13 protein-coding genes are annotated in these 15,345 nt (G+C 59.6%); 6 read left to right on the top strand and 7 right to left on the bottom strand.

Features of this window, described 5'->3' with window-relative positions; all coding sequences use genetic code 11:
* Window positions 1–37 precede the first annotated feature (37 nt).
* The 6 genes from ACFFT4_RS11525 to ACFFT4_RS11500 form a co-directional block, all read right to left on the bottom strand.
* A complete protein-coding gene (locus ACFFT4_RS11525) occupies window positions 38–1,312 on the bottom strand; it encodes an ABC transporter substrate-binding protein (RefSeq protein WP_378047733.1) in 1,275 nt (424 codons plus the stop codon).
* Between the two features lie 36 nt (window positions 1,313–1,348).
* Complete coding sequence (locus tag ACFFT4_RS11520) at window positions 1,349–3,034, bottom strand: ABC transporter permease (protein ID WP_378047731.1); 1,686 nt, start codon at window positions 3,032–3,034, stop codon at window positions 1,349–1,351.
* Window positions 3,027–4,121, bottom strand: coding sequence for an ABC transporter ATP-binding protein (locus tag ACFFT4_RS11515; protein WP_378047730.1), 1,095 nt, complete (start codon window positions 4,119–4,121; stop codon window positions 3,027–3,029). The genes ACFFT4_RS11520 and ACFFT4_RS11515 overlap by 8 nt, the downstream gene beginning before the upstream one ends.
* The gene (locus tag ACFFT4_RS11510; RefSeq protein ID WP_378047728.1) at window positions 4,118–5,230 is read right to left on the bottom strand and encodes an ABC transporter substrate-binding protein; all 1,113 of its coding nucleotides are present in this window, start codon (window positions 5,228–5,230) and stop codon (window positions 4,118–4,120) included. Before ACFFT4_RS11510 ends, ACFFT4_RS11515 begins: the two co-directional genes overlap by 4 nt.
* An 87-nt stretch (window positions 5,231–5,317) precedes the next feature.
* Window positions 5,318–6,877 carry a response regulator gene (locus tag ACFFT4_RS11505; RefSeq protein WP_378047726.1) on the bottom strand — a complete coding sequence of 520 codons (1,560 nt, stop codon included), beginning with the start codon at window positions 6,875–6,877 and terminating at the stop codon, window positions 5,318–5,320.
* Window positions 6,849–8,663 (bottom strand): cache domain-containing sensor histidine kinase, encoded by a 1,815-nt coding sequence (locus ACFFT4_RS11500; protein ID WP_378047724.1) that lies wholly within the window; start codon window positions 8,661–8,663, stop codon window positions 6,849–6,851. Before ACFFT4_RS11500 ends, ACFFT4_RS11505 begins: the two co-directional genes overlap by 29 nt.
* Window positions 8,664–9,151: 488 nt before the next feature.
* Between ACFFT4_RS11500 and ACFFT4_RS11495 the strand changes: the two genes are divergently transcribed.
* The 6 genes from ACFFT4_RS11495 to ACFFT4_RS11470 all read left to right on the top strand — a co-directional run bounded on the left by ACFFT4_RS11495 (window position 9,152) and on the right by ACFFT4_RS11470 (window position 14,326).
* Window positions 9,152–9,883 (top strand): response regulator transcription factor, encoded by a 732-nt coding sequence (locus ACFFT4_RS11495; protein WP_378047723.1) that lies wholly within the window; start codon window positions 9,152–9,154, stop codon window positions 9,881–9,883.
* On the top strand, window positions 9,880–10,899 hold the full coding sequence (locus ACFFT4_RS11490; protein WP_378047721.1) for a HAMP domain-containing sensor histidine kinase: 1,020 nt from the start codon (window positions 9,880–9,882) through the stop codon (window positions 10,897–10,899). The genes ACFFT4_RS11495 and ACFFT4_RS11490 overlap by 4 nt, the downstream gene beginning before the upstream one ends.
* Before the next feature lie 73 nt (window positions 10,900–10,972).
* Window positions 10,973–11,686, top strand: a complete 714-nt coding sequence (locus ACFFT4_RS11485; RefSeq protein ID WP_378047719.1) for an ABC transporter ATP-binding protein — start codon at window positions 10,973–10,975, stop codon at window positions 11,684–11,686.
* Window positions 11,683–12,447: an ABC transporter permease gene (locus ACFFT4_RS11480; RefSeq protein WP_378047718.1), complete on the top strand. Its 765-nt coding sequence runs from the start codon at window positions 11,683–11,685 to the stop codon at window positions 12,445–12,447. The genes ACFFT4_RS11485 and ACFFT4_RS11480 overlap by 4 nt, the downstream gene beginning before the upstream one ends.
* Complete coding sequence (locus tag ACFFT4_RS11475; protein ID WP_378047716.1) at window positions 12,429–13,211, top strand: ABC-2 transporter permease family protein; 783 nt, start codon at window positions 12,429–12,431, stop codon at window positions 13,209–13,211. The genes ACFFT4_RS11480 and ACFFT4_RS11475 overlap by 19 nt, the downstream gene beginning before the upstream one ends.
* A 194-nt stretch (window positions 13,212–13,405) precedes the next feature.
* On the top strand, window positions 13,406–14,326 hold the full coding sequence (locus tag ACFFT4_RS11470) for a LysR family transcriptional regulator (protein ID WP_378047715.1): 921 nt from the start codon (window positions 13,406–13,408) through the stop codon (window positions 14,324–14,326).
* A gap of 56 nt (window positions 14,327–14,382) precedes the next feature.
* Here the strand turns inward: ACFFT4_RS11470 and ACFFT4_RS11465 are convergent, their stop codons facing one another.
* Window positions 14,383–15,345 (bottom strand): S-layer homology domain-containing protein, encoded by a 963-nt coding sequence (locus tag ACFFT4_RS11465; protein WP_378047713.1) that lies wholly within the window; start codon window positions 15,343–15,345, stop codon window positions 14,383–14,385.

Genomic DNA, 15,345 nt, shown 5'->3' with positions numbered 1-15,345 from the left:
TAGTTCCTCTGTTGAGCACGACTGCCGCTTGCGGGCGTCATCCGCCGCTGCGGCCCGTCCTTTCCCCTTCCGTCAGCGCCTGCCGATACGACTGCGCCATGCACGGAATGCATACTTCCGCGGAGCCTTCCAGCTGCTCCTGAATAAGCCGGACCTGCTCGCGCACCGTCTTGCCCATCGCTTCGGACGCTTCGATCCGCAGCTTGCCGCCGGCGATGCGCAGCAGCTCGGCCTCCCGTTCCGTCCAGGCGTCGGGATTCTCCATCCACCGTTCGAGCATCCCCGCCGCGACCGGCAGCTTGGACGCTTCCGCGAACAGCCGCCGCTGCGTCTCCGGCTCCAGCAGGTAGGCGGCGATTCGGCCCGCCAGAAGCTCGGTCTCCGGCTCGGACCTGAGCCGCGCCAGGCCGCTTACCCGGACAGCCGCCGCCTCGTTCCGGTCCCGGAGCGGAACCGGCAGCAGGCCGAATCCGAACGTGCCGCCGATATATTCCTCCAGCATGTTGCGAATATCCGACGGCGCTAACAGCAGACCGGCTGCCCCGTCGATAAAGCTGCTTAATGCCAAATGATGCTCCAGCGCGGGCATCGCCTTGTAGCGGAACACGAGATCGTGCCAGACGCGGAACAACTGGCCGGAGGACGCTTCCGCTTCCGCCGCCGCGCCGCCGCCCGCCGCAATCGCGCCGCTCAAATAGCGCGCCGCGTTCCCGTCCGCCACAAAGCCCCATATGTCCGTCACGCCGTCGCCGTTGACATCCTGCGTCATTTTCATCGCCTGCTCCGTCAACTGCGCCCAGGTCAGCTCGCCCGCGACGGCAGGCGACCCGGCAGGCCGACGAAGCAGGTTCTCGTTGTAATACAGAACGGACAGCACGGCGCCGTAAGGCAGCGCCCACAGTCGGCCGTCATGCCGGAACGCTTCGGCATAGCGCTCCTCTACCGCCGAAGCGTCTTCGGCATCCCAGGGCACGAGCGCGCCCGAATCGGCCAGCGGGCCGAGGCCCGGGCCGCTTCCGATCTCCGCCATATGCGGCGTGGCGTGCGTCGAGATGGCGGCGGCCAGCTCTTCATACAGCCGCTCCTCCGAGCGGAAAATGCGAATTTCGATATTGACTTCCGGATGCTGCGCCTGATAGTCGGACAGCAGCCGGGCGACCGGCTTGCTGTAGATCCACGCGGTCAGCGACACGTCCGTCTGCATGGCGAATTGAAGGGAACGGCTGCGGCCGAGCGGCTGCAGCCACGACAGCAGCAGACAGGCCAAGACAATCAGCGCGACCGCCATCCATTTCGCCGAACGTTTCGGCATAGCCGGTTCCCTCCGTTTCCAAGAAGCTCTTGCGCTTTATATGACAGTTTTCGAGCCTTTCGACAGCCAGTTGGCCGCGAGGAGCGACAGAATCGTACACGCGGACAGAATGGTGGCCAGCGCCGCGCCGGTTCCGTAGTTGGAGCTGAACACCTCGCTGTAGATGCTGACCGAGATCGTGGCCGTTGCTCCGTGGTAGAGCACGATCGAGGTGCTCAGCTCGTTGATGACGGCGACCCAACTGATGATCGCGCCCGACATGACGCCCGGAATCATCAGTCTGGCCGTCGTCTTGACGAACGTCTTCAGAGGCGGGACGCCGAGACTGATCGAAGCTTCTTCCACGCTCCGGTCGAGCTGCTGGAGAATGCCGACGCTCGACCGGACGGTATAGGAAATTTTCCGGACGACGTAGGCGATGACGAGAATGATCCATGTGCCGGTCAGAATGAGCGGCGGCTTGTTGTAGACGATAATCAGACTGATGCCGAGCACCGTTCCCGGAATGATGTACGGAACCATAATGAGCCCGTCCAGAAACGCGGTTATGCGCGACGCCCGCCGGACCAGCACGTACGAGACGGCAACGCCCATGACGATAATGACGACCATCGCGGCCAGAGAGAAACTGAACGTATTCGTAATCGCCTTCTGCACCTTGTAGCCGATCTGCACGTAGCTGTCCAGACTGAAGCCCCGGTGGAACACCGGACCCTTTCTTTTCAAGAACGATGTGAAAATGACGGTGGCCTGGGGCAGCAGCGAAATGGCGACAGGGGCGAAGGCGATCGCCGTCCACAGCCGGGTCATCCCCTTCGACAGCGGTCTGGTCTTGACGATTCTCATTCCGGAGGTGGCGTAGTTTCTGCGGGTCGACACGTAGCGCTGGATGAACAGCACCGCCGTCGAGCATACGACCATCAACGCGCTGACCGTGCTGGCCATGGACAGATTGCCGCCCATCTCGTTGACGAACTGTTCGTAGGCGAGTACCGGCATAACCTTGTACCCCTGCCCGAGCAGCATCGGCGTGCCGAAGTCGGCGAACGACTCCATGAACACGAGCAATGTGCCCGCGGACAGCGTCGGCAAAATCAGCGGCAGCGTAACGGTGAACAGTCTTCTCCAGGCCGGCATGCCCAAGCTTTCCGCCGCCTCCTCCAGCGAGGAATCGACCGTCCGCAGCGCCCCGGACACATACAAGTAGATGTGCGGATAAAACTGCAGGGCGAAGACGAACACGATGCCCTGCCAGCCGTAGATCGACGTAAACGGAATGCCGACGCTGTGCAGCAGCCGGGTAACGACACCGTTGTTGCCCAGCAGCAGTATCCAGGAATAAGCGCCGATAAACGGCGGCGACATCAGCGATAGAATGACCAGAATATGCAGCGCGCCCTTGCCCCGGATCGCATACCGGGTCGAGAGGTAGGCCAGGGGCAGTCCGATCATGACCGCGAACAGGGTGGCCAGCAGCGAAATTTTGAAGCTGTTGAACAGCGCCTGATAATAATACTTGAGTTGCATGAAATCCCGATAGTGATCGAGCGTCAGCTTGCCCGCCTCGTCATAGAAGCTGTTGACGAGCAGCGACAGGAGCGGATAAACGACAAATAGCGCCAGAAAGGCAAACGAGATCAGCGTCACGATCGACCAGATGTCCCATGCTTTCCCGAACGGCCTCCACCGCCGGAAGAAGCGCCTCGCCTTGCGGTCATGCAAAGTTGAGCGCCTCCTCCCCCCGGCCGTCGAACAGCACCGCATGCTCCGTGCGAAGCTCGACGAACACGTTGCGCCCTTCGCGATAAGGCTCGGACGGCTCGGACATCTGCTCCTCCACCTCGAGCGGGCCCAGCTCGGAGTTTACCTCGTAGTGCATTTTCCCGCCCAGGAACGTTGCCCGCGTCACGACGCCGCTGATCGGAAGCCCGCGTTCGGGACGCGCGCTTCCGGTCAAGCGAAGCTGCTCCGGCCGGACCGACAGCAGCGCCTCGCCCTCGTAGGCTCTGGCCAGCTTCATGCGCAGCGTATGCGCGCCCAGCCCGACGACGGCCGAGCCGGTCGCCGGCTCGTAGGCCGTGACCGTTCCCTCCACAAAATTCGATGTGCCGATAAAGCTCGCGACCGTCCGGTTGACCGGCTTCCGGTAAATATCGCGCGGCGCGCCAATCTGCTGGACAACCCCGCCGTTCATGACGGCGATCCGGTCGGAGACGGCCATCGCCTCTTCCTGATCGTGGGTGACGTAGATCGTCGTAATGTTCAGCCGCTGCTGCAGTGCGCGGATGTCCGATCTCATCTTGATGCGCAGCTTGGCGTCCAGATTGGAGAGCGGCTCGTCCATCAGCAGCAGCTCCGGCTCGATGACGACCGCGCGAGCCAGCGCAATGCGCTGCTGCTGGCCCCCGCTCATATCCGCCGGAGAGCGGCTGCGCAGATGCTCAAGCTCGACCATCTCCAGCGCTTCCGACACTTTGCGCTCGATCTGCGGCTTCGGCAGCTTGCGGGCGCGCAGACCGTATGCGACATTGTCGAATACCGACAGGTGCGGGAAAATCGCATAATTCTGGAATACCATGCCGATGTTCCGCTGATGGGCGGGAACGTCGTTCATCAGCCGGGGACCGAAGTAGAGATCGCCCCGGTCCTGCCGATAGAAACCCGCGATAATGCGCAGCAAAGTCGTTTTGCCGCAGCCGCTCGGTCCCAGCAAGGTGAAAAATTCTCCGTCCTCGATCGTGAAATCCGCTCCGCCGATCGCGGCCGCCTGACCAAAATATTTGCTTATGCCTCCGAACGCAACCTTCATTGACCGATGACAACCTTCATGAAGCGGTCTCCGATAGCGGTCTTGTTGGCCGTCACCCAGTCGTAGTCGTACGCGACCGTTTTGATATCGTTCACCGCCGGCAATCCCGAGATCGCGCTGGCGTCGGTGCGCACCGATCTCCGCAGAAACTCGTCCTGCAGCAGCGCCTGTACGTCCGTTCCGGCCGCAAAATCGATGAACGCTTTGGCGTTGTCCATATTTTTCGCGCCCTTGATAACCGCCATGCCGTCCGGCGTCACGACCGTTCCCTCGGCCGGGTACACGATGCCTACCGGCGCTCCGCCTTCCACATAACGCAGAGCCGCTTCCTCCAGCGTAATGCCGATGGCGAACTCCTTGTCCGCCACGCCTTTGTAGACGCCGCCGGAGCTGGGCAGCAGCTTGCCGTCCAGATTGGCGACGAACTTCTCCACGAACGCCCAGCCCTTGTCGTCGTCCTTGCCGAACGCCGTCAGCATCGTCGCCAGCTGCGTGAAGGAGGAGCTGGATTTGGCCGGATCGGCGAAAGCGATCTTGCCCTTCCATTGCGCGTCGAGCAGCGATTCCCAGCTGACAGGCTCCGACCCGGCCGGAACCAGTTCCTTGTTGTACATGATGACCATCGGCAGCAGCGTGAACGGCGTATACAGATTGCCTTCATGCAGGTAGGCGGGATTAATGCTCGCCTGCTCCTTCGTGGCGTAAGGCTCGAAGTAACCGCCGTAAGCGCCGAGAGAAGCCGTATCGCCCCCGAAGAACACATCGCCCAGCGGATTGTCCTTCTCCGCTTCGACCCGCTTCAGCAGCTCCCCGGTTCCTCCGGTAATCAGTTCGACCTGTACGCCCGTTCTTTCTTGAAATTCCTTGATGATCGGATTGTTAATGTCCGCGTTGTTCGGAGAATAGACAACGACTTTGCCGCTCAGCTTGTCCGTGCCCTCCGGCGCGGAAGGAGCGGCAGCGGGGGCCGTCTCCGCCGCCGGCGGCGAAGACGGAGCGCCCGTATTCGCGGCTCCCGTCCCCGACGTATTGGAATTGGCTCCGCAAGCGGTAAGCGCCATGCTCACGATAACCGCCATCGACAATCCTGCCATTTTAAATCTGCTCATGTTCAGCCTCCTGTTATTTGTGAGTCCCCCTTACTATAAAAGCCGGGGAAGCTCTTCAACAACGAGGGAGTTTTTCTTAAAAGTTCGTTATTTTTCCGTGGAAAAGCGCAGCTTCTGCACCTTCCTGCGGAAGCTCTTCTGCGTCTCGCCGGTCGTCTTCTTGAACAGCTGGCTGAAGTAACGCGTCTCGCTGTAGCCGACCCTTCTCGCGACGTCTCCGATACGCAGCTCCGGATCGAGCAGCAGTTCTTTCGCCTTGTCGATGCGCAGCTCCGTCACGTAATCCTGGAAGCTGACGCCGAAATGCCGCTTGAACTGCTTGCTGAAATTGCTCTCGCTCATGTGCAGCCCGGACGCCAGCTCGTACATTTTCAATTCCTCTGTAAAATGGGCGTCAATATACTCCCGCACCTCGTCCATCTCGTTTTTCAGCGGTATTTTGCTTTTGACATATCGGCTCTGCACTTCGATGACCATATTTTCCAGCCACTCGAGCACGGCTTCGTACGACGGATAGCGATGAATCTCCTCCACGACCTGCGTCATCTCCGGCAGCCCGCCCGTCTCCCGAAAATGCCGATTCAGCAAATGGTAGACGACAAACAGCAGCTTCATGCCGATCTGCCGCGGCTTCATCTCCCGGCCGCCGGAATGCCACAATACGGACTTATAGAAGGCGTGCAGCGCCTGTCGGATCGTTTCTCTCGTTCCCCATTTCATCGCCTCGACGAACTCCGCTTCGTTCCACTCGACGGAAGAGCGAACCTCGTTGCGAATCATCTCGTAATCGATCATGCGAGGGTAACCCGGCAGCGCGTGATGGAACCGGGCCAGCCCCGCCTCCGCATACGCCTGTCCGAGCGTCAGCAGGCCGTGATGCACATCGCTCAGGCTCAGCGTCGCGCCGACGATGTCCCGCTCCGGCAGCGCGGCCATTGCGGAGCGCCATTTCGAGCCGCCGGATTCGTTCAACAGAATGGCGTAGGAATGGCCGTCCAGGGCGATCGCTTCGGTCAGCGCGTGCTGCATGAGGACAAGGCCGACGGCGCTTTCCGGACGCGCGTCTCCGTCGGAGGCGGCGACGTCCACGATGGCGATCCGGTAGTCGTCGAACAGCTCCAAGCGGCCTTCCAGCGCCTCGTACAGCAAGCTCACCTCGTGAATCGCGGCCGTATCCATCAGCAGCCGGTACAGCACCTGATCCAGCACGAAGGGCTGGTTCGTCTGCTGGTACTTTTCCAGATTCCGCCGGTAATCGATTTGCTGCCGCCGGATCGTAATCTGGCGGGCCGCCTCCCCTACCGCGCGCCGCAGCTCCGCCGGATCGGAGGGCTTCAGCAGCAGCTCGAACGCGCCGAGCTTGATCGCCTCCTGCGCATAAGAGAAATCGTCGAACCCGGTCAGGAAAATCGTCATCACATCCGGCTGCTGCTCGTGAATGGCTTTGGCCAGCGCCAGCCCGTCCATCCCCGGCATGCGGATATCGGCCAGCACGATGTCGGGCTGCCGCTCGCGGAACAGCCGAAGCGCGTCCAGCCCGTTGTCCGCTTCGGCCACGACCTGGCACTGCATTTCCGTCCACGGAATGGTCAGCTTCAACCCTTCGCGCACGACCCATTCATCGTCTACGATCATAATCTTGAACATGCTCGTCCCCCGCTTGCTTGATTTGTGGAATCTCGATCACAACCGTCGTTCCGACGCCCGCTTCGCTTCGAATATGCAGCGAGGCGGCATCGCCGAATTGCAGCTCCATCCTTTTCCGCAAGTTGTCCAGTCCGATTCCGGTTCCCGTCCCCGGATCATCCTCCGTCCGGCCGTCCGGCCGCCAAGCGTCGAAGCCGATGCCGTCGTCTTCGACGACGAACACGATTTTGTCGCCGACTCCCTTGGCCCGAATACGCAGCGTACCCGGTCCGGACTTGCGCTCCAGTCCGTGCACGATCGCGTTTTCCACGACCGGCTGGATAAGCAGCTTTAACGTGTAGAAGGACATAATACGCTCGTCCAGGTCCACCTCCATCGACACTTTGTCTCTGAACCGGATGCTCTGGATCGCCAAGTAGTGCCGAATCTGGTTCATATCCTCGCTGATGCGGATAAACTGATTGCCCTTGCGAATGCTGTAGCGGAACAGCTCTCCCAAGGAAATGACCGTCCGGGAAATATCGTCGATCCGGTGAATTCTCGCCATCCAGTTGATCGAATCGAGCGTGTTGTACAGAAAATGCGGATTGATCTGCGCCTGAATGGCTTTCAGCTCGGCCTCTCTCAACTGCAGCACCTTCTCGTAATTTTCCTTGATCAGCGTATGGATTTTCTCGATCATCCGGTTGAAGCTCTGGCCGAGCTGACCGACTTCGTCCTTGTATTTGGCAGGAAACGCGACGTCGAGATCGCCCTTCTCCGCCTGCTTCATCAGTTGACGCAGCTTGCGCAGCGGATGGGTAATATGATTGGAGACGACGTAGGCGAACGCGAAGGCGGCGACGATTCCGGCGAGCAGAATGCTGGCGGTGAACGTGCGAATGCTGCTGCTCTCCTTGATCACTTCCTTGACGGGCACGACGCTCACCAGCTTGAAGCCGCTCATCTCCGACGTGTCGTAAATAATCATCTCCTCCTGGCCCTGCCGGCTGCGCGACTGGAAGTAGCCCTTCGTCCCCTGCAGCACCGTCGGAAGAAAGTCCGCCTGCAGCTTCGTGCCGATCTGATGCTTGGGCAGGCTGGAGATGACGTTGCCGAACTGATCGAGCAAATAAATCTGACCGTTCTCGACGAGATGCGCCTTGGCGTATTTGTCCACCAAAGCCGTCTCCATGATGTCGATGACCAGAAACCCGAGAAACTCGCCCGTGTCGATCTTTTTCAGCAGCCGTCCGTTGCCCAGCGCCGTTCCGAAATCGTACAGTTTTTTCAGCGTATAGTGGGTGTCCCATACCGAGTTGCCTTCCGCCAGACGGGCTTTGCGGAACAGTCCCCAGTTCGCATTGATGTTTCTGTACTGCTTGGGAAGCACGTCCGCCGTAAAAAACCGTTCGCCGTTTTTGCCCAAAAGGTAAATTTCGATGTCCCATTTCTTGAAGCCGACGAACGATTCCAGAATCGCCGATATTTTCTGCCCGTCCCGGTAGCGATCCTCGGCCGAGCGGTCGGACGAGCCCGCCGACAGCACCTGCTGCACGTCCTCGTTGCTGTAGATGTACATGGACAGCTGCTCGATGTCGTTCAGAAAATAGTTCATGCTGTACGTAATTTGCGACAGGCTTTCCAGCATCGTCTGGTAAACCTTCTCCTGAACGGTGTACGAAGCATGATTATAAGACAGCAGCCCGAGCGCGCTTAACGGCGCAATCGAGATGACCATGAACAAAATAATGAGCTTGTTCCGAAAGCCCATGTCGGCAATTCGCATAATCAGCTTGTCTCTCATATCTGCCCGATTCACTTCCCCGCTTGATGTCGATCGGCGTAAACCTCATTATAGGACACGCATATTTGACGAATGTGAAGTGAAATGCCGAGTTTGATTGACTGTGCGCAAACTTTGTCAATATAGGGGGAACACGAGTCATGCCGAACCCGTTATCGGGGTCCGACTTTTAGAGGAATGGAGGGATTATCCGTCTAATGTTGAATAATTCCTATAGATAAGAGCGGATGAACGCCCGGACGCGCATAAGTCTATCGTATGGAGGACGACTATGAGAGCGGAGATTACGGCTCCGGCCTTTCCCGGCGAACGAGAAGCACGCATGATGACGGCGTTGGTCTATGACACTTGCGGCTCGCCTGAGATTCTTCGAATTGAAAAGGTGGAGGTCCCTGTACCGGAGTCGATAAAGCGCGGATGCACGGAGGAGGTTCAGCCTAGGTCAGAGCCTCTGTCTCCTGGTGCTTGCGAGGAAGGAGGCGAAGCGTATGCGCCATGAGAAGTGGATTCCCTCCGGTACATTGGAGCCGCTTCGAAGCAACGGAACGAGAAGCCTATTATATATTGAAGACAATCGGGAAATCGGTCAGTGGGTCAAGGAGGAGCTGGAGCAGCGCGGGTATGCGGTACAGTGGCTGACGTCCGGGGAAGGCGCGGAACGGGAAGTGTACAGGCACGATGCGGTCATTCTCGATATTATGCTGCCTGGACTGGACGGGTTTACGGTCGGCCAGCGTTTGAAGAAAGCGGCGCCGGCGGTGCCGATTCTGCTGCTGTCCGCCCGATCGGCTGTCGATGACAAGCTGCAGGGGCTGCAGTTCGCCGACGATTACGTAACCAAGCCCTTTCATCCGGACGAGTTGGCTGCGAGAGTGGAGGTCCAGCTTCGCCGAAACGGAGTGGGACTTCCGGAATGTCTGAAGCTCGGACAGCACATCGTTGTGAACAGGACCGCGCATACGGTGCTTGACGAACGTACGGGAGAGGAAATCGTACTGACGGGCAAGCAGCATCAAATATTGATGTATTTTCTGAGCCATCCCAATCAGATTATGCCTAAAGAACAAATTTTTGAAGCCGTCTGGGGAGAACCGTATATGGAGGGCGACAAAACGCTGATGGTTCACATTCGCCACCTTCGCCAAAAGCTGGAGCAAAACCCGGACGCGCCGGAAATCATTGAAACGGTCCGCGGCATCGGCTACAGGATCAGGCTATGAGGCGCGCCGGATCGCTTTTCCGACGGTATTTGCTGTTTCATTTTCTGATCCTCATTACCCTCCCGCTTCTGGCGATTCTCCTCTTTCTCGGTGTATTCCCCTCGGCAGGGGAGCCGGACGCGCTGTACGAATTTCGCAGCATGACCGTCCTGGTCGGCCTTATCCTCACCGTGTTTTTTTCTATTTCGTGGCAGTTCTTCTATCGCCTTCGCCAACGGTTGATTCGCCTGCAGGAAGCGATGGCCGTCCCTTCCGACGGGAACCCGCTTCCCCGCCCCATGTCCGTCCGTACCGCGCGCGAGGACGAGATCGGCCAGTTGGAAGCCTCGTTTAATCGAATGGTTCTCCAGCTCGAAGATAGCCGTCGCCGGGAGTTGGAGGAGGAAGCGCTCCGACGGAGACTGATTGCGAATTTGTCGCACGACTTGCGAACGCCGCTGACCGTGATCCGGGGGCATGCCTCCAGGCTGCGCAAAGAGACCCTCAGCCCGCAAGGACGCGAATCGCTGGAGTCTGTCGACCGTACCATTACGCACGTTGGCGAATTGATGGACGATCTGCTGGCCTACACGCTGCTCACGTCGGGCAAATACCCGTATCGTCCCGTTCCGACAGACATCGTTCGGTTGGCGAGAGCCGCCATCGCTTCCTGGTATCCGGCATTTGAGCAGTCGGGCTTCCGCATCGAAGTCGATCTGCACGAGTGGGCAACATTTACATGGGATGTCGATCCGCAATGGATGACGCGCGTGCTCGACAATCTGTTCCAGAATGTCCTGCGCCACGCGGAGACCGGACGATATATCGGTATCGCCGTGAATGCGGAGCTGGAGCGACTGACGATCGAAGACCGTGGACCGGGCATGGACGAGCCCTCCGCCGACCGCGGCGCCGGGATCGGACTGGCAATCGCAACGTATATGCTGAAGGAAATGAAGCTGCAGGCGCATTTTGCTTCGGATGAGAACGGCACAAGGGTAACGATCGGTCCAATTGAAAAATTAAACGGGATTTAAACGGAACGCTCCCCGGCATTTAACTTGGCGCAACTATAATGGGAAGCATGACAGGAAAGGAAGATGATCTTGCATGCTTACCATTCATCAACTCGTCAAACGCCGCGGTTCCCGTACGATTCTAAACGGCATCAGCTTTCAAGCGCAGCCCGGCCGGGTAACCGGCTTCCTCGGGCCGAACGGCGCGGGCAAAAGCTCGACTCTCCGCATTGCACTAGGTCTTGACCGTGCCGATTCCGGCAAAGCGCTGATCAACGGAAAACCTTTCACCCATCTTCGCAACCCTCTCGCCACTGTCGGCGCGCTGCTGGACGGCTCCGGCGCTCACCGGGCTCGCACCGGCCAGGCGCATCTGAGCTGGATCGCCCGTTCTGCGGGCTTGCCTCGCTCCCGGGTCGACGAGGTGCTCGAGGTCGTCGGGCTGAGCGATGCGGCGTCCAGGCGTGTCGGCAGCTACTCGCTCGGAATGGGACGCCGGCTCGGGTTGGCCGCGGCGCTGCTGGGCGATCCCGAAATCCTCATTCTGGACGAGCCCGTAAACGGCCTTGATCCGGAGGGCATCCGCTGGATCCGCACCTTTCTGCGCGAACGGGCCGCAACGGGCCGTACAGTGCTGCTGTCGAGCCATCTGATGGGCGAATTGGCCGAGACGGTTGACGATGTCGTTGTTATTCACCAGGGACAGATCGTCGCCGACGGCACGCTTGCCGAGGTTACGGGCGCTCACAGCTCGCTCGAGGATGCTTTTTTCGCGCTTACGACTCGGAACGGCAGGGCCGCACCATGAGGGCGCTTGCTGCGGAATTGTCCAAGCTCTTCTCCCTTCCGTCCGTCTGGATCGCGCTGGTCACTGGGCTGCTCGTTCCGTCTGCCATTACCGCATTAAACGCTGTGGCACTCCAGAATGCGATCGCTCAAGGCAGCGAGACGGCGGCCGGGATTGATTTTGGCTATCAGGAATTGGCCTTCGGCGTCATCGGCGCCATCATTATCGGCGTTGTCGCGATCAGCAGCGAATACTTCACCGAAAGCGGCGAATCCGGCGGAGGACGCCAGATCACAACCAGCCTGACCGCCATACCGTCCCGCCTCCGTTTTCTGCTCGCCAAAGCCGCCGCCGTGGTCATGGTCAGCGCGCTGCTGGCCGCAGCCGCTGCTGCCGCCGCGACGGCAGCGGCCCGCATCGTCCTTGGCGAGCATGCGCCCGTCCCGGGGAGCGAGGATGTCCCCCGATTGATCGGCATCGTCTGCTACTGGGCGCTTACTGCGCTGCTGGCGTTCGGAATTACCGTCCTTACCCGGCACGGCGTCGTTCCGCTCTCTGTCCTGATCGTGAACACCTCTGTCGTCACCGTCACCTATCTGCTCACGCGGATCACGCCGTTGGCGTATTATTTGCCCGATATGGCCGGAATCCGCATGTTCATTCGCGAATTGGCCGATTCGACCGTCGAGATTTCTCCGCTCGTCGGCGGGCTGGTCATGTCCGTCTGGGTCGCGGCGCTGTTCGCCGTCGCCGCCATCGTGTTTTGCCGGAGGGACGCTTGAGCGCCGCGGCCGCCCGGCCCCGCAGCCGGGAAATCGTCCAGGCGCTCGCGGCAGAACTGTCCAAGCTGTGGTCGCTGCCAGCTGCATGGCTCATCGTCGGCGGTTCGCTGATCCTCAATCTCCTTCTGTCGGCCGCCTTCGCCAGCGCCGGATTGCAGGGCTTAACCGGTACGCGGGACGTACTCGATATCGGGCTCGCTTCAATTAGCTATATACAGGCCGGGTTCATCATTCTCGGAATCACGGCTTCCTGCTCCGAGTATGCCGGGGGACAAATTCGCACCACGCTTACGGCGATGCCCCGGCGCGGCCTTCAACTCGCCGCCTCGCATCTGGCTCTGACGATCCTGGTCGTCCCGGCTGCGCTGGTGACCGCCGCATCCGGCGTTCTGGTCGCCGCAATCGTTCTCGACGCTTCAGCTTCTTTCGACCCGGGCAGCGCCGTCGGTCCCCTTGCAGGCGTGACCGGTAGTCTTTGCCTGACTACGCTCATCAGCGCGGCCATTGGCGTTTTACTGCGTCGAACGCTTCCTGCGGCAGCCGTCGTACTCGGCTATTATTTCATCGCCGGCCCGCTCCTGCGAGAGCACGCGGCTTATGCCAAATACTTCCCCGATACGGCGGGAGTGGTCATGTGGTTCCCGCAACCGCAATCCGACGGCACGGGCGCTCTAACCCCGGCGCAAGGCGCCCTCCTCTTGATCGCCTGGACTCTCGCGGTGTTCGCGGTCGCTGCGGTCGTATACCGTTATCGGGATACGTAACGGCTGTCCGGAATACACTCCGCCCCTTTTCACGGCAGCATCACCGAATCAAGCGAAGTTGGGAAACCAATTTCGCTTTTTTCAGCCCCTTATACAAGGTTGACACTGATAATCATTCTCAATTATAATTTTTGTATCCGATTGTTATTTCGGTCCAATTTGTGCGTTCGATCGCATCGAAGAGGTGAGCAAGGGTGATTTCATTGGAACGTCTGTCAACGTTTCTTACGCTATGCGAATGCGGCTCTTATACGCTGGCAGCGAAAAAGCACTACTGTTCGCAACCGACCATCAGTCATCATATTCAGCAGCTTGAGGAACAGTACGGCGCCCCTCTCATCATCCGCGAAGGCAAAACGATTCGACTGACGGAGCAAGGCCAGATTTTACGGGAGTATGCCTCCCAGGTTCTTACGCTGGTTGAGGAATCGGAACGCCGGTTCAAGCAGTCTTTGCTCCGGCAGCAGCACATTTTGTCCGTGTATGTGAGCAACTATATTTCGGAGCATTTTTTCTCCGCTATTTTGGAGCGTTATTACCGGGATCGCGCGGACGATCTGCTGGAAATTCACAGCTATTGCTACAACGACCTGCGCAGCTTCCTGCTCGAAGGCAGAACGAATTACGCGATTATGCCCAACTATGCCCAGGACGAGCAGCTGCATCGGCATTTTCGCAGCGTTCCGCTGTTCCAGGAGCCGCTGGTTCTCGTTGTCCCCAAGTCCCACCCCTGGCAGCAGCGCAAGCTGCTCTACGCAAGGGATCTGAATCGCCAGACGATACTGATGGCGCAAAGCGATTTTCTGCGGGAGCAGATCATCGAGAATCTGCGGAAAATCCGCAGCCGCAACCAGTTTCTGCAGATGAGCAACTTCAACGTCATCAAGAAATCGATTATGTCCGGCTACGGCATCGCTTTTCTCCCTTATGAAACCGTAAAAAGCGAAATCGCACGCGGCGATCTCGCAATGATTAAAGTATCCGGACTGACGATGAGCCGGGAAAACAGCATCTTCATCCGCAACGGAGTCACGTTGGGCGAACGCGAAACATCGTTTATCGAGCAGGTTCGCCAGCATTTTCGTCTTCTCCGGCAGGAGGCTTCCTTCGCTTAGGGCGTGTATGCATACTCCGAGGATAGCAGATATTACACGCCCTAGAGCGAGCGGTCTTATTTTCTCTTGCGTAAGCTTCGGATCGCGAATACGGCTCCCGCCGCCGCAAGGCCGGCCGCCAGCGCGATCGTCCAGCGAAGCGCGGAGGCATTGTCCGATTGCGGCTGTTCGGACGGCCCCTCATGATGATGGGCATGTGCCGACGATGCGTCGTCGGCCGAAGCCGAAGACGCCGTTCCGGCTGCATCGCTCACCGCTCCGATCGCGTCGTTCGAGCCGCCGCGGAAATCGAGCAATTCCAGCTCCGCACCTTCCCCTTCGTCCGAAATCCACGATGCCGCCAGCTGAAGCCCGTCCCACAGCGCCGGGTCGCCCGGCGCATGAACGATACGCGGATGCGGGCTTAACGTCCACGTCCGCCCGCCGATCGTCAGCTTGTAGCCGAAGGCGGCGTCCGGATCGGACTCCGTCTTCACGATGCCCGCCGGCCCCGCCGCAAGCCCCGCGCGCTCCTCCAGCCTTTTCCCGTCCACCTGCGTCGACGCGAATGCGACGACAAACGCCGCGTACTGCTCGCGCGTCGCTTCGCGGTCCGCCGGATACGCGCCGCCGTTTTCCAACGTTAGCCGGCCGCGGAATACCGCCCGATTGATATCGCTGTACGTGGCGTTGCCCTCCAGCGTATCGACCAAGCCGCCGGTCAGCGCCGCTTGTCCGGCGGCTTCGGCGTCGTCCGCTTCCGCCAAGCCGTTAAACGCGGCGGCCCAGTGTGCCAGATCGGCGCGCCGCAGCGGCTCGCCCGGACGGAAGACGTCCCCGCTCTCTTCCCCGGCGATCAGACCCAGCCTGGAAGCGTAGACGATCTCGTCCTTATACGCCGATAACCCGATATCCGAGAACGCATTCCCCGGATGCACAATGTGCGCGGATGCCGCCGGCGCGCGCAAACCTGCCAGCACGCACGCAAGCGCGATAACGACAACGTACCGCCATTTTACGCCGTAAACGCGATTCATCAA

It is taken from the genome of Cohnella cellulosilytica, assembly GCF_042431195.1.
In the GTDB taxonomy this organism is placed as follows: Bacteria; Bacillota; Bacilli; order Paenibacillales; family Paenibacillaceae; genus Cohnella; species Cohnella cellulosilytica.
Note: the sequence above shows the minus strand (reverse complement) of the source record. Positions and strands in the feature narration are given on the sequence as shown.